The organism is Ferroplasma sp. (genome assembly GCF_031200575.1).
Taxonomy (GTDB): Archaea; Thermoplasmatota; Thermoplasmata; order Thermoplasmatales; family Thermoplasmataceae; genus Ferroplasma.
The window spans coordinates 1,173,730-1,187,678 of the sequence record NZ_CP133597.1 but is presented as its reverse complement, the minus strand read 5'-3'; the positions used below and the strand labels follow the sequence as shown (position 1 = coordinate 1,187,678).

12 protein-coding genes are annotated in these 13,949 nt (G+C 34.7%); 3 read left to right on the top strand and 9 right to left on the bottom strand.

Annotation, left to right across the window (positions count from 1 at the left end; all coding sequences use genetic code 11):
* Positions 1-9: 9 nt before the first annotated feature.
* The 4 genes from RE471_RS06450 to RE471_RS06435 all read right to left on the bottom strand — a co-directional run bounded on the left by RE471_RS06450 (position 10) and on the right by RE471_RS06435 (position 3,859).
* Positions 10-198 carry a hypothetical protein gene (locus RE471_RS06450; protein ID WP_309214001.1) on the bottom strand — a complete coding sequence of 63 codons (189 nt, stop codon included), beginning with the start codon at positions 196-198 and terminating at the stop codon, positions 10-12.
* A 21-nt stretch (positions 199-219) separates the two neighbouring features.
* Positions 220-1,236, bottom strand: coding sequence for a glycosyltransferase (locus RE471_RS06445; RefSeq protein WP_309213999.1), 1,017 nt, complete (start codon positions 1,234-1,236; stop codon positions 220-222).
* A 67-nt stretch (positions 1,237-1,303) separates the two neighbouring features.
* Complete coding sequence (locus tag RE471_RS06440; protein ID WP_309213998.1) at positions 1,304-2,986, bottom strand: DUF2079 domain-containing protein; 1,683 nt, start codon at positions 2,984-2,986, stop codon at positions 1,304-1,306.
* 87 nt (positions 2,987-3,073) lie between these two features.
* Positions 3,074-3,859, bottom strand: coding sequence for a glycosyltransferase family 2 protein (locus RE471_RS06435; RefSeq protein ID WP_309213997.1), 786 nt, complete (start codon positions 3,857-3,859; stop codon positions 3,074-3,076).
* 75 nt (positions 3,860-3,934) lie between these two features.
* On the opposite strand from RE471_RS06435, the gene RE471_RS06430 reads away from it, so the two are divergent.
* Both RE471_RS06430 and RE471_RS06425 read left to right on the top strand, forming a co-directional pair.
* A complete protein-coding gene (locus RE471_RS06430; RefSeq protein WP_309213996.1) occupies positions 3,935-5,455 on the top strand; it encodes an oligosaccharide flippase family protein in 1,521 nt (506 codons plus the stop codon).
* Positions 5,456-5,509: 54 nt separating this feature from the next.
* Positions 5,510-6,496, top strand: a complete 987-nt coding sequence (locus tag RE471_RS06425; RefSeq protein ID WP_309213995.1) for a glycosyltransferase family A protein — start codon at positions 5,510-5,512, stop codon at positions 6,494-6,496.
* Positions 6,497-6,509: 13 nt separating this feature from the next.
* Here the strand turns inward: RE471_RS06425 and RE471_RS06420 are convergent, their stop codons facing one another.
* From RE471_RS06420 to RE471_RS06405, 4 genes are read right to left on the bottom strand one after another with little or no spacing between them, the layout of a single operon-like run.
* Complete coding sequence (locus RE471_RS06420) at positions 6,510-7,601, bottom strand: DegT/DnrJ/EryC1/StrS family aminotransferase (RefSeq protein ID WP_309213994.1); 1,092 nt, start codon at positions 7,599-7,601, stop codon at positions 6,510-6,512.
* Positions 7,598-8,653, bottom strand: a complete 1,056-nt coding sequence (locus RE471_RS06415; protein ID WP_309213993.1) for a GDP-mannose 4,6-dehydratase — start codon at positions 8,651-8,653, stop codon at positions 7,598-7,600. The genes RE471_RS06420 and RE471_RS06415 overlap by 4 nt, the downstream gene beginning before the upstream one ends.
* Positions 8,654-8,709: 56 nt before the next feature.
* Complete coding sequence (locus tag RE471_RS06410; RefSeq protein WP_309213992.1) at positions 8,710-9,864, bottom strand: glycosyltransferase family 4 protein; 1,155 nt, start codon at positions 9,862-9,864, stop codon at positions 8,710-8,712.
* 26 nt (positions 9,865-9,890) lie between these two features.
* Positions 9,891-11,144 (bottom strand): glycosyltransferase, encoded by a 1,254-nt coding sequence (locus tag RE471_RS06405; RefSeq protein WP_309213991.1) that lies wholly within the window; start codon positions 11,142-11,144, stop codon positions 9,891-9,893.
* Between the two features lie 200 nt (positions 11,145-11,344).
* Here RE471_RS06405 and RE471_RS06400 point away from each other — a divergent pair, with 200 nt between their 5' ends.
* A complete protein-coding gene (locus tag RE471_RS06400; protein WP_309213989.1) occupies positions 11,345-12,418 on the top strand; it encodes a glycosyltransferase in 1,074 nt (357 codons plus the stop codon).
* Here RE471_RS06400 and RE471_RS06395 read toward each other — a convergent pair.
* The gene (locus RE471_RS06395; RefSeq protein WP_309213988.1) at positions 12,402-13,892 is read right to left on the bottom strand and encodes a DUF2079 domain-containing protein; all 1,491 of its coding nucleotides are present in this window, start codon (positions 13,890-13,892) and stop codon (positions 12,402-12,404) included. The genes RE471_RS06400 and RE471_RS06395 overlap by 17 nt on opposite strands.
* Positions 13,893-13,949: the final 57 nt, after the last annotated feature.

Sequence of the window (13,949 nt, the reverse complement as noted above, 5' to 3'; positions counted from 1 at the left end):
TGCTATATTTTAATTAGTACTTTCATCCTTTTCGATTTCTTTTAAGTATTCTAAATGCATATTTAAAGCACTCTCTGGACTAAGGTGTTCATTGTAATATTTTCTAACATTCTCTGATATATCTGACCTCAGTTGTACATTCTCCATCAATAATTTGATTTTATTTATAAATTCATAAGGATCATCTTCGACAAGCATATGTATTCCGTTTTGTATTCCCTAGAATTCACAGGCTATAGCAGAAGTTGTTATTATTGGCTTACCCCAGTGCATTGCCTCTGTCACCTTAGTTTGGTTTCCAGTTCCTGAAATAAGTGGCATTATAATAATATTGCTTCTGCCTATTAATTCATGAAATTCTTTATCTTCCAAAAAACCACATAGATGCATATTGGAAGATATACTACTTTTATCATTTATATTGGGTATAAAGCCTGTGATATAAAAATTATAATTTTTTAGTTTTCTAGATATAAAAAGTATATACTCTGTTGCTATTCTTGCAGATAAATCATTGCCTGAAAAGAATAGAATGGAATTCTGATCTGAATGAATATCTAAACGATCCCCAAAGTTGTGCAGTGGTGGAATGTATTCAACCTTGAAATTTTTAATTTTTTCCAGGACTAACTTGTCATATTCGCTTACGGCTATAACATTATGCGATGATAGAGAAGAAACGTAGAACCAGAACACCATCCTACTCATAATTTTATGTACAATATCTAAGATCTCACTGGATAAAGCCGATGAATTATTTGTATACACAAGCCACTTATTTTTATTATTCAGGTAGTGTGGTAATCCACTAACCAGTGCGAATTCTATTATTTTTGTTCCCTGAAACTTTTCCAAGTATTTCAGAATTCTATTATTGTTGTAGGAAATTCTTATTGCTATGTCAAAAAATCCTAAATTTAACCTCTTAAATTGTTTTATACTCGGGCCTCTGGCCTTACGTAAGAATGGGATATACCGAATTCCTGTGTAAGATAATATATCCATTATAAAACCAGGGATTTTTCCATACTTGACCGTTGCTACAGCCTCAGAATCACTTCCCATATGAATTATTTTTAAGTTCGTGTCTTCTAATCTTTTTGATATCCCTGATCCCCATGTTAAAACTGTCACATTATATGTTCCTGATAGCAGTTTTGCAGTGGTATATATATGTTCATCTGCTCCGGGTTTTGGTGGTAGTATATTTGAATGGTAAAGGATTAATAATTTCATCAACTCTTTCGACTCTCAATAAAAAACTATTATAAAAATTATTGTTTCCAATTAATTTTGTTTTGAATTATTTTCGGATTTGTGATGCTTTTATATTATTGTTTTTTAGAATGACAATGCCATCAGGGCTATTTTTATCAATTACAGAAAAAGTCCCGTTATGAAGCACTTGTTTCATTATGACCTCCAGAGAATGATTTCCATTAATGTTTGCCCATGCTGAATTATTCTGAAGAACAATGTACTGAAATCTGGAAAGATTATTATAGTACCCGGGTGTGTATGGCGAGGCGTATACATTTAAATGATTGCTGAAATAAGGCATCAATGTGTTTTCAGTTAGTATATATGAACTTTGGGGAATCTGATCGGAGAAATGCGTTAAGTATTCTGGCACAGCTGAAATATGCTCTTCAAATATATCGTTCATCGGGTCATGATAGGGTGATTGTTGAATATGTGGCGGTGAGAACAGGCCATATGGCACCATTGCAATAATTATCGCTATTACAATAACGGTGCATATGGCCATAATTCTTTTTTCCCCTCTATTACCGCTCCAGTATTTATTTATATTCATGGCACTTTTCTCATTAAAATTACCCTTAAAATAATCATAGAGCCTTATTATATTATAACAACCCATTATTGTGGAGATGTACACTGCACCTATAATCAAGGCAGAGTACTGGTATCCTATCTGGTAATATGAGGAATAGGATGAGGGTAGGGCATATAAGATGTATGGTAAATCCATTATAAACGATAAGGGTGAAAATATGGCTATATAACCAGTACTTTCATACATAAATTTAATATAAAACATCTTCTCGCCTTTATTTACATTAATTATAGATATTAATTCCTGTGGATTATGGAATGCCAGGCCTATTAGCGCCAAAGGTGAGCCAACCGGAGAGCCAGATTCTCCAGTCGACGGTGTGAGGGAATAGGATGATATCCCTGCTATGTGTAACTTAATTATTCCGGCCATTACAACGTAACCGTAAAGCAATACTATTGAAATGACCAATATAATAAAGTCTTTTGTTCCGCCTGGTTTGGATGCTCTGGATAGCCATATTTTTATTTTTACTCCATTGTATGTATGAAGATACAAAAACTCGTATACAAGCAATACTGCAACTATATACACAAAGTTGGCATGTAACGATATTATAAATAGAATGGAAATTATCTGTAAAATCCTCCTGCTGGTAATAAAAGCATAAAAGGCTAATAAAAAGAAAAAAGGGAGAAATGCCATATTGTGAAATGGAAATGAAACAAGGCTTTCAACATAGGGAGATATTTCATATGAAATTAGTAAAATTAGTGAAATCATAAAAATTTTCTTCTCAGAATTAATTCTAATTTTAAAAATTTCATTGGATATTAAATATATAAGATATCCTGCAATGGCGATAAATACATCCTCAAAAACCATTAATGTTATAGGCGAGGGAAATATATAATAGAGTGGAACTTGAATAAATTTAAAAATAGTAAAATGCTGTACAAATGCGTTTTCATCTAATAGTGGAGTGAAAAAGTTCCCTGTATGGATAAAGCCCCATAGCTCCTGGGCATTAATGCCAAGATCGTAGGCTGATGTACCTACTGCATAGTACTGTATGACTGAAAAGATTGAGAATAGAATGGCAAATGAAACCGAGATAAGGAAAGCAATAGTATTATACGGCTTTTTTACAATTAAATCTCTTAATTTGCTAGGAATGTTCTTACCCATTATTGAGCAATAATTATACACAAATATTTAATTGTTGGTAATATAATAATGACTAATTTAGTATTACTTCTAATGGGTATTTACTAATTATATGCTTACCGGAATAAATACAGATTTTTCCCTTATCAATTCGATATTTGTTTTTTCTGAATTATCGTAATAATTATAGATTTCTTTAAACATCTTAACATATAAATATATCAAAGCATAGGCTAGATAGAACCTTTTCCTGACTCTTGCATTTCGTATATAAAACACCATATTCCTCATATTATTGCAGCCTGCACCCCTTATATAATCCTGGTAGGATAGTACTTTTCTCCTATAGTACTCCCTGCCATGCGCATATCTTTTCTCACGGTCAAATGAAACCTTTTCATTCTCCTCATATGTGATTTCATGGTCTGGGTATGTTAATTTATAGCCCAGTGATATGAACCTTGCCTCCCTCTCAACGTCCTCAGCAGCGGTTAAATCTTTCCATTGAACATTATGGTTTGCCTCATAATAGCACAGATGGTTATCCAGAAAAACAGAATTTTTATCCATGTTATTGTATCCGAATTCAATTAAGCTAACAAAATTATTATTGTAAACAGTATCAAGGTCTATAAAGAAGAACATATCATTTTCCTTAGCGTATTGCTCCGCCATTTCAATGGCAAGATGCCTGCCCCAGCCCCTTGTGCACTTTTCCTGTCTTACCATTAAGTTGTATTTATCTGCATTATCACATAGAAGTTCATAGGTTCCATCTGTGGAATAATTGTCTATGATAAAAATCCTCTTTTCAATATTAATCTTCATAATTGAATCCAGTGAGGATAAAACCCTATTTCTGGAATTATAAACAGTTCCGTAGATAAATAGCATATTGCAGTATATGTTTCATTTATATAAATTTCTTATATACAATAGTTTTTTAAATTAATCATCCATTCATGGGCATTGAGTGATAAATCAGAGTCCTTTGAGTCAGGAATAGCATTACAGTATTCAGCAGTAATTTCCATGTTTATTTTTTCAACATTATTTTATTTTATTATAGCACATTTATTGTCAACAACCCTGGTGGGTTCTATATCTCTTATATACGCTATTATAAGCATTTTTTCTGTATTTTTTGTAATAGGATTTTCAGCCGGCATTGAGCACTTTGTTGCCTTCCATCTCTCCAGAAATAACTATGGAAACGTTAAATCACTGATAAAAAAAACAGGAGTGTTTGCCATTATTTCGGCTGTAATGGCATATACCGTGGTATACGCTATTGCCCCCTATATTGCCATGGTGCTGTTCCACTCACTTTATTATGTCGATTTTATAAGAATATCAGGGATTGCCATAGCCGGGGCAATACTCATGAATATATTTTCATCCATGCTTCTCGGTTTAAAACGTTACAGGCAATACTCAATGGGATACCTCTTTGTTAATATATCATCTTATATTATACCAATAGGACTTTTATTCATATTCAGGACAGCCATATATGTAATCATAGGCATATCAATTGCAGATTTTATTAATGCAGGAATTTATATCTCCTTGCTGTCTAAGTCCTACTGCCTTCTGGGAGACAGCAATAAAACTGAAAGAATAGAGCCCTTTGCCACAATGGTGGTATATTCGCTCCCATTGTTTTTTTCATCCATAATGACCACCAGCGGAACATATATGGATAGAATAATAGTTTCATATTTTATCAATCTTTCATATCTGGGAATATACAACTATGCGCTTGTGATAGCCAGTGTTGCAGCTGTGCTCACCATGCCCATATCCAACCTCCTGATACCGAAGCTATCCGGGTACTTTTCCCTTGATGACAGAACCGGATTCAGGGATACTGTAAAAATGCTGCTTAATATATCATCAATGATTTATATACCCGGTGCCATGGGTATAGCTGCAATCTCTAGAATCACATTATACATATTCGCAGGGCCAGCCTATGTAATAGCCTATATCCCTCTCATAATTATCATGTTTGTCACCTCATTGTTCATAGGAACTGTAATACTGGCATCGGCTGTTAAAAGTGTCCAGAAAAGCAGGATATTCATATTATCTTCTGGTGCCTCCCTGCTGTCTAACATTATATTATCAATAGTGCTTATACCTCATTTAAATATAATAGGTGCAGGTATAGCCTATTCTTCCATGACAACTGTGAATTTTGCCATAATATATGCATATGCAAGAAAACTTAGAATATCCAATTATGATATAAGAACTGTGCTTAAAATATGGGGTTCATCAATTATTCTTTTCACAGTAATATTCACATTACAATTCTTTGTTCCTTATAACATATTTTCCGAGGTAGGGCTCATACTGGGTGGAATTGTAATATACATTATGGAAGTAAAATTCATGAAATTAATAGGTGCTCCTGAGATGGAATTTATTATATCCATTATACCATCAAGGTTTTCAGTGCTCAGAAGGCTGATAGCCAGACTTTAATCATGCATAGTCTCAAATACAAATATTTTTAAGAGGTGTTCAGTTTACCGCGTAATGGTTTATTCCTCGATAATAATTTTTGATTTCAAAAGACCTGATTTCGTGGAGAAAGCAGTTAATTTTCTCATAAAGGAAAGTTCAGGAACAGATTCAGAAATTATACTGATAAAGAGTTACAAGGATCCTAAGATAGAAAAATTTCTGGATGATAACAATATTGTGTACGCCGATCTTTTAGATAAAAACAAACAGAGTGATTACATAAAAACCGCCTGTAAGGTTGCATCTGGTGAAATACTGACATTTATGGATGATGATGATATTTTCTATCCGGGGAAAATCAAATACGTATCTGACATTTTTAAGGCCAATAAAGATTTAGGATACTACCACAATAATTTTGATACCATTGATGAAAATGGGAATCCTAAAATAAATAGGAATTATAAAACGCCTGAATTTGAAACCCTATATATTGAGAATAAAGAAAAGGCTTCCTTCTTTAAAAGGAATAAAAACCTGAAACTTATGCTGAAAATCAGGCCTGATTTCAATAGCAGCTCCATAGCCATAAGAAAAATTATTCTCTCAGAATATCAGGAAAACTATGATTTCAATGTAAGGCCAGACTCTTTTATCTTTGCCCTGTCTCTTATGTCCAAAATGGATCTTATGCTGGATGATAAGGTACTGACACATTATAGAATATACAGTGGCAATGTAAGCACATCCTATAATGCCACTGTGGATAAATTAAGGGAAACATTCATGGAGGCATTTTCCTCAGGAATTTCCATGTTTGATATTATAAAAACTATAGTAAATGGTAGTGCCTATGAAAATTATATCGAACTTAGAATCATAAATTTAAAACTGGCATATAATTTCTGGTCTTTAAGCAGAACATATAAGGTAAATTTAGGGAGCAAATTTCTAGCTCTGAGTATAGACTTAATCCATGAATCTGGATATATAATATTATCAGCAATGCCCGTATTTATAAAATTGAAAGCAATGAAGATATTTTATCATGCTAAATAATGATTAATAAATATTATTCAGAATCAAGGAACTCGATAATCTTACTGCATACATGCTCAACTTCCCCATCCTTCAGCTTAACACTGCTGGGTAGATTTATTCCTCTATTAGCTATGTCAGTGCTTACAGGATAATTTCCCCTGCTATACTTTTCATATGGTGGCATTGAATGCACCGGATAAAAGAATCTTCTTGTATCTATTCCGTTGCTGTAGAGGAAATCCATTAAGTCATCCCTCTCCTTTTCATCCTTCATTAATATGGAATACAGCCAGTAAGTTCCATTGTAAGCTTTGCCCTCAGGATGCAGTGTCACTTTATCCTTTAGTTTCTCTATGTATATTTTCCCGATTTCATGCTTTCTCTCTATAAAGTAATTGATTCTTTCTAGCTGTGCAACACCCAGTGCCGCCTGCAGGTTTGTCATCCTGTAATTGTACCCTATGAATTCATGCCAGTATCTTTTCTTGGAAGTCATTCCATGGTCCCTGAGCATTGACATTTTATTATATAATTCCTTATTATTAGTCGTGCAGAATCCTCCCTCTCCTGTTGTCATAGTCTTATTGCCATAGAAGGAGAAGCATCCTATAGTCCCTATGGAACCTAATTTCTTTCCTTTGTAAGTTGTTCCCAGTGATTCAGCTGTATCCTCCACAACGTATAATTTATGCCTATCAGCTATCTCCATGATTTTATCCATATCAGCTGCATTGCCGTATAGATGGACAACAATGATTGCCCTTGTTCTAGGAGTAATTAATCCCTCTATCTTATCAGCATCTATGCACCAGTTTTTCTTATCAATATCGCATAATACCGGCGTTGCATTGCAGTACAGCACTGCATTAACAGGGCTAATGAAGGTTAGGTCAGGGACTATCACCTCATCACCTTCCTTAATTCCCAGGGCAGATAATGCTAAATGCAGTGCTGTTGTTCCATTGGATACTGTTAATCCGTATTCTGTTCCTATGAATTCAGAGAATTTTTTCTCAAACTCATCTATGTATTTCCCGTGTGAGCTTACCCATCCTGACCTCACTGCGTCATCCACGTATTCTATTTCCTTTTCTCCTATGTCTGGCTCTGATACAGGTATCATTTTACATTACCCCTATAGGTTTTTAATAAGTTATTCTCATTGGGATAATTGGGCACATCCCACGGAAATTGCTCCCCCTTTAAATACATATCCCACCTCTCAAGTTCTGCCTTCATCATCAATTTTACAAGTTCAGGGAATTTTGTTTTCGGCTCCCATTTGAGTTCCTTTCTGGCTTTTGAGTAATCGCCTCTTAATGCAGGAACATCTAATGGCCTTACAAACCTCTTATCAATTTCAAGATACTCATGGTAGTCCATGCCTATGTATTCAAATGCGTACTTCAGAAACTCCTCCACTGTGTGTGTCTCGTCTGTGGCTATGACGTAGTCATCGGGCTTATCTGACTGGAGCATCCTGTGCATGGCATCAACATACTCAGGAGCATATCCCCAGTCCCTCTTGGCACTGATATTGCCAAGCTTTATCTTCTTCTCCAATCCATAGTGTATCTTTGCAACCTCATTGACAATCTTCCTGGTAACAAATTCCAATCCCCTTATTTCAGATTCATGGTTAAATAAAATTCCAGAAGAGATGAATAATCCATAGCCCTCCCTGTATATCCTTGATATCCAGTAGCCGTATAGCTTGGCTGCTGCATAGGGGCTCATGGGCTGGAAAACATCATTTTCATTTAATGCTTTATCATTATAGGACGAACCGAACATTTCACTGGTACCTGCATAGTATACCTTGATATTCTGGCTATACTGCTTCACAGCCTCAAGAATCCTAGTCGTTGACAATCCTGTTACCTCTGCAGTTGCCAGTGGGGACTCAAAGGATGCCTCTACAAAGCTCTGTGCAGCCAGATGGTAAACCTCATCCGGCTCTGATGCCCTGAACGCATTCAGTATGGAGGATAAATCACTCAGGTCTCCAGAAATTAAATTGATTTTGTCATATATTCCTAGGGACTGAAGCCTCCAGAAATTTGGAGTGCTTAATCTTCTGTATAATCCATAGACCTTGTAGTTTTTCTCTAAAAGCAGTTTTGCCAGGTAAGCACCGTCCTGGCCTGTAATGCCTGTAATAAGTGCAGATTTCATATATCAGGGATTAGTTACAAATATTAAAAATATTGTTTATTATACACCAGTTTAAATCATCCAACCCTAACTGTATTATCGGCTATTTCCCCTGCTATGTCCTTGTAGGATGGTATTTTTATGATATTCTCCTTAAAAAAGCCGGATTCTATTGCTTTTATTCCCTCTTCTATGTATTTGGATCCGCATTCTGGAGTATTATCTTCTATTATATGTACCCCATATTTTATAAGGTCATTCGCACACCCTGCAGGCGTGGTTATAACATAAAGTCCCATGGCTATGGCTTCCAGTCTGCTTATTGCAAAGCTTTCATGTTCAGAAAACAGGCAGTAAATTGAAGCCTTGCCATATATATCTATTAATTCTTCCCTGGTTTTCTCTCCTGTGAACACTATTCTTTTACCAAGAAAGGATGGTCCTGATGTTTCCTTAAGTGACGAAAAGTATTCCACATCACCAACAGCTCCTATAATTTTTAGATTCCAATCGGGATACCTTTCTGCAATCAACTTAAATGATTTTATCAGAATGTCTAAACCCTTTACTGGTGTAATCCTGGATACTGCGATAATAGTTTTATCCCTCTCCTTATTATTGTGTTTTAGGAAATCATCAAAAACCGTATTTGGTACAACCCTTAATTTTTTTTTAACTCCAGGCAAATTATGGAAAACTTCATATCCGCATGATGTTTCTGTAATTATATCGTTAAATATATGTGATAATACCCTATAATATGATCTTATAGCTATTTTTCTTATCCCATTCATGCCTATAAGATCTGAACCGTCATTGTCCAGTTTCAATATTAATCTTGTCTTTACCTTTCTTGTTCTGCAGTAAATTTTATACCGCCACATAATTAACCATGTTAACGTTGAGTTATTATATGCCATTAAAATGCCCGGATTTTCCTTTTTTAGGATTTTTAAAACCCTTTTATACTCACTGATATTAAAAAAATTAAGCAATCTGGGTTTTATTGCCATGCCAGATGATGCATCTGTTTTAACATACCGGTCATCCAGATTACCAGTTTCATAGATTCTTATTTTATTTTTACGGTAATTTGCACTTCTCATTACTCCTACTATTAATGATACATCAAATCCGGCCTGCACAAATCCTATGGGTATGGCTCCAAGGGCCTTATGTTCATAGTAGTCGATAAAATCCGAGTACGGGAGGTAAAGCAGGAATTTTTGCATAATTTTATTGTTATATTATAGCAATATTAAATCTTATTCATGTTTGAATCGTATCTTGCTCCCATAATACTATCAATTGCTGAAATATGGGAATCCGCTACATATTTCCATGATGTATGCTCTGATATAAAGTCTGTCAAATTAGGATCGTTAAACAACTCATTATCAGTACGTAAAAATTTCTCTGCCATAATAGCCATGGAATTTATGTCAAATTCCCTTACAAGGGCAACTGCCTTAAAGTCCTTATAAAGTGATAACCCCGGAATATCATAGGCAACAACCGGTACATGTAAAAATAAAGCCTGGAGGATAGAAATAGAAAAAGAATCACTGTGGCTGGGATAAAGCATTAATTTTGATCTGGCAAGTTCATTATATAGGTCATCATCTCCTAAAACTCCCAGATATTCCACCTTATCTTCAAGATTCAGTTTTTTAATGATCCTGTAAAATTCCATTTTTTCAAAATCCCGCTGAAATTTTCCGGATATCTTAAGTTTAATATTGTAGGATTCAGTTATCTTTTTATGAATGTAAAGTACATCAAACAACCCTTTCTGATAAATAAGCCTCGCATAGAATATAATCTGATTGCCCTTTTCATTTCCTTTATAATTTATGATTTTGTCATCAATGGCGTTGGATGGACTCAATAAATAAATATTTTTGAAATTAATTGTTACGTTCTTTTCATACTCTGTATTTATCATTGTAATTAATGAAAGGTGTTTTGACGATATCAATCTTCTTACTGTAATTTTTCTGTTAATTAAATTGTAAAATCCAGCAGCTGCAATAAACCATATTATTCTACTGGACATACGTGAAAATTTTATAATATTTAGAAAGGTCCTAATAAAATAAGAGTTTATATCACCTATGTCCTGGATGCATACGGCGAGCTTAATATTGTTCAAATTGCTCAATCTCAACGAGATCTCTCCGCCGAATTTAATATTATCAAGAAAGTACTGAAAATCCATGTCGTATATAATATTACATCCCCTCATCTCATTACTATAATTTTTGATTATATCCTCTATAACAGGTTTTGAGTCATAATTATCCAGAAAGTATTTACTAATTTTCACTTCTTTTCTCCTAAGAAACTCAATGAACTGGAAATCAATAATATCGCTGTTGCCAAACATTTGTGGTTCAGGAAAGAAGTAAACTTCATAAAATTCTGGCAGGAATTGAATTACTTCCCTCATATGTTTCTGTGCCCCACCAATTTTGGTGGATATTATGCCGTTTGCAAATATTGCCAGTTTCAATAGATGATGATTTTAGGTAGATATATAAATATTCACAGTCTCTGCAGGGGTACAAATCTTTAATGATAGATAGCCGGGGTAAGCTGGATTGGAAGCCGACCTTTGATTCGTTTTTAACTCTAATAATCAGTTGGGAATATAAAGAACATATTCCATAATCCGGATAATGAACTATTTATACCAATGAAAAATAAACACCAATGACTTTAACCCTGTTTCTGGGGCATGGGAGGACAGAGATGCGAGGAGGTCCTGCTATATTCATGTCCATATATAGCCAGTGGCCGGAAAGGGAAAAATACATAATTTATGAAAAATCATATATCAGGACCGTAAAGAAATTAGTTTCCTTTTTAAGGAATAATAAAAGCAATAAAAATGTATCAACACTTATTTTAGAAAATGAATATTTTACTGAGGTATTTCTTGCCTTATTATTAAAAATCTTTTACAGGGTTCTGACAATTTACGGTCCGGCATACCACATACCCTCAGCCCCTGTATATGGTAAAGGGTTTATAAATTCCCTTGTTCATTACATAGATTACAAGATTGGGCTATGGTTCATGGCTATTGTTTATTCAGGTATTTACACCGAAAATTCGTACATGAGAAACTACATATTGGGTTTAAATCCTAAACAAAGGGTAATAGTTGAGAGCCCGGGAATAAAAGAAGAAAGCATAATTCCCCTGGGAGAGTTAAAAAATTATAAAAGAGACATAGATTTACTCTATCTCACATCCATGACCAAAAACAAGGGCATATATGATTTTCTAGATGCTGCAAATCAAATCCAGAGAAAATATAACAAAGTAAAAATTGGTATAGCCGGGTACTCATCTCCCGCTGTAATGGATTACATAGAGAATTTTATAAAAAATAATAATATGAAAAATGTAGAGATATACCCTAACGTAAATGACGCGGATAAGTATAAACTCTATTCCAGATCTAAAATATACATTCTTCCTTCAGTGGAAGATGGAATTCCAATTACCTTCTATGAGGCATGGTCCTATGGGGTCGTGGTAATAGCATATAATCTTGAAACCTATTCAGATGTTAAGGATTATTTTATCCAGGTGGAAAAAAGCAATGTTCAGGAGCTGAAAGATAAATGCATTGAAGCCTGTAGAAATTATAACCAGACCTTTAACGCACTGGCTGAAAAATCATATAATTATTCATTAAACCATTCATTCAGTAACGGAATAGAGAATATCATAAATCAAATAATGGAAAATAATAAAATGCTCAGGCGGGCCCGGTAAAGACCGGTTTGCCTGTGTAACCCTTCTCCAGGACAATAATTCCGTATCCCTGGGCATATATTCCATACTGGCCAGAATTCTCATAGTTCGATTGCAGCTGATTGAGTGATATCTGTAAACTATCTATATTGGCGGTATCTCTTGCCCATAGGCTGGATGGTTCATTAACCAGATACTGGTAGTAAGACCCGTTTACCACAATATCTGAGGTGTATGGAAAGGCTGTTGCATTAGGATCATTTCCAAACAACGGGAAAATTGCATTTTCTGTGACTATTCTTGCATTTTTATTTATGGACTTGGCAACTTCATGCTCAAAATCAATTCTATGCATATATGATTTATTTTCCATGGCATTTGACATATCATACAAACTGGGTGAGAATGGAGTCCCTGAAACCAGCGGGGTTGCAATGGAAAACCCTGTTATAGATATAATCATTATAACAACCAGTGCAACAGTCACCTGTTTTCTATAGGATGGATGCGTATCAGATTTTTTCATCATTATATATATTCCAATTATCGCACTTACTGCAGCCATGGGGATAAACATCATTGTGTACTGGTAACCGATTGTATAGTATGGCTGGTAAACAGAGAACATGGCATAAAGGATATACGGAACAAACAGAAAGATGGATTTAGGGTACCTCAGGAAGAGGAAGGCAGAACCTGCCAGTCCGTAAAATAGTATTATCAGCTTTAAATAATAATTAGCAGTGAGAAGTTTTGCAACATATAATGGGTTGGTAAAAATATCCACTAAAAGTGATAATGGTGAGGCTGAACCACTGACGTGAATTGTGGGAACCACCGCAACTGATACCCCGGCAATATGGGTTTTAATGACGCCAGCAAGTATAAAATAGGATCCAAGCAGAACAATAGAGATCGTAAGATAACCTATAGATGTAATTTTTCTCCTGCTCATATTTAAATATAATGTTTTATCTATGAACAGCTCGAATATTACAAGCATAATAGCAATAAATACAAATGCGGAATGCAAAGAAACTATAAGCCCGGTAAACAGTATATTGAGCATTATATTTTTCCTTATGAAGAAATATAAGGCAAGGAAAAAGAATAATGGGAGGAAAATCATTAAATGAAAATCAAAAAAAACTGGACTTTCTGTGAGTGGGGATAAAAGGAATGCAAGAGCCAGTATAAAGGATATGATTCTGTTATCCGGGATTTTGGTATTTTTGTTGTTCTTTAACTTATTTAATATTTCCAGGGAGAGCCTGTAGAGAACATAGGCAGAAAGACCTATGGCAAATCCCTGTATAATAAAAAGTGTATACGCATGTGGATATATATAATATGGGATCACCAGCAGAAATAAAATTGGTGAAAAGTGCTCTGAAAGGTAGCTCCCGGGTAATAGTGCAGTATAAAATAAATGACCATGTATGCCGGAGTGAAGTACCTGCGTATATACCCCAAGGTCCCACGCAGACATATCCATTAAATTAAACCGTAGAACTGAGTATAATGTAAATAAAGTTGAAAATATTATTGATAT

Coding starts and splice junctions, on each gene's coding strand:
- RE471_RS06450 (WP_309214001.1), bottom strand. CDS start 198: ATGCTTGTCGAAGATGATCCTTATGAATTTATAAATAAAATCAAATTA.
- RE471_RS06445 (WP_309213999.1), bottom strand. CDS start 1,236: ATGAAATTATTAATCCTTTACCATTCAAATATACTACCACCAAAACCC.
- RE471_RS06440 (WP_309213998.1), bottom strand. CDS start 2,986: ATGGGTAAGAACATTCCTAGCAAATTAAGAGATTTAATTGTAAAAAAG.
- RE471_RS06435 (WP_309213997.1), bottom strand. CDS start 3,859: ATGCTATTTATCTACGGAACTGTTTATAATTCCAGAAATAGGGTTTTA.
- RE471_RS06425 (WP_309213995.1), top strand. CDS start 5,510: ATGGTTTATTCCTCGATAATAATTTTTGATTTCAAAAGACCTGATTTC.
- RE471_RS06420 (WP_309213994.1), bottom strand. CDS start 7,601: ATGATACCTGTATCAGAGCCAGACATAGGAGAAAAGGAAATAGAATAC.
- RE471_RS06415 (WP_309213993.1), bottom strand. CDS start 8,653: ATGAAATCTGCACTTATTACAGGCATTACAGGCCAGGACGGTGCTTAC.
- RE471_RS06410 (WP_309213992.1), bottom strand. CDS start 9,864: ATGCAAAAATTCCTGCTTTACCTCCCGTACTCGGATTTTATCGACTAC.
- RE471_RS06400 (WP_309213989.1), top strand. CDS start 11,345: ATGACTTTAACCCTGTTTCTGGGGCATGGGAGGACAGAGATGCGAGGA.
- RE471_RS06395 (WP_309213988.1), bottom strand. CDS start 13,892: ATGGATATGTCTGCGTGGGACCTTGGGGTATATACGCAGGTACTTCAC.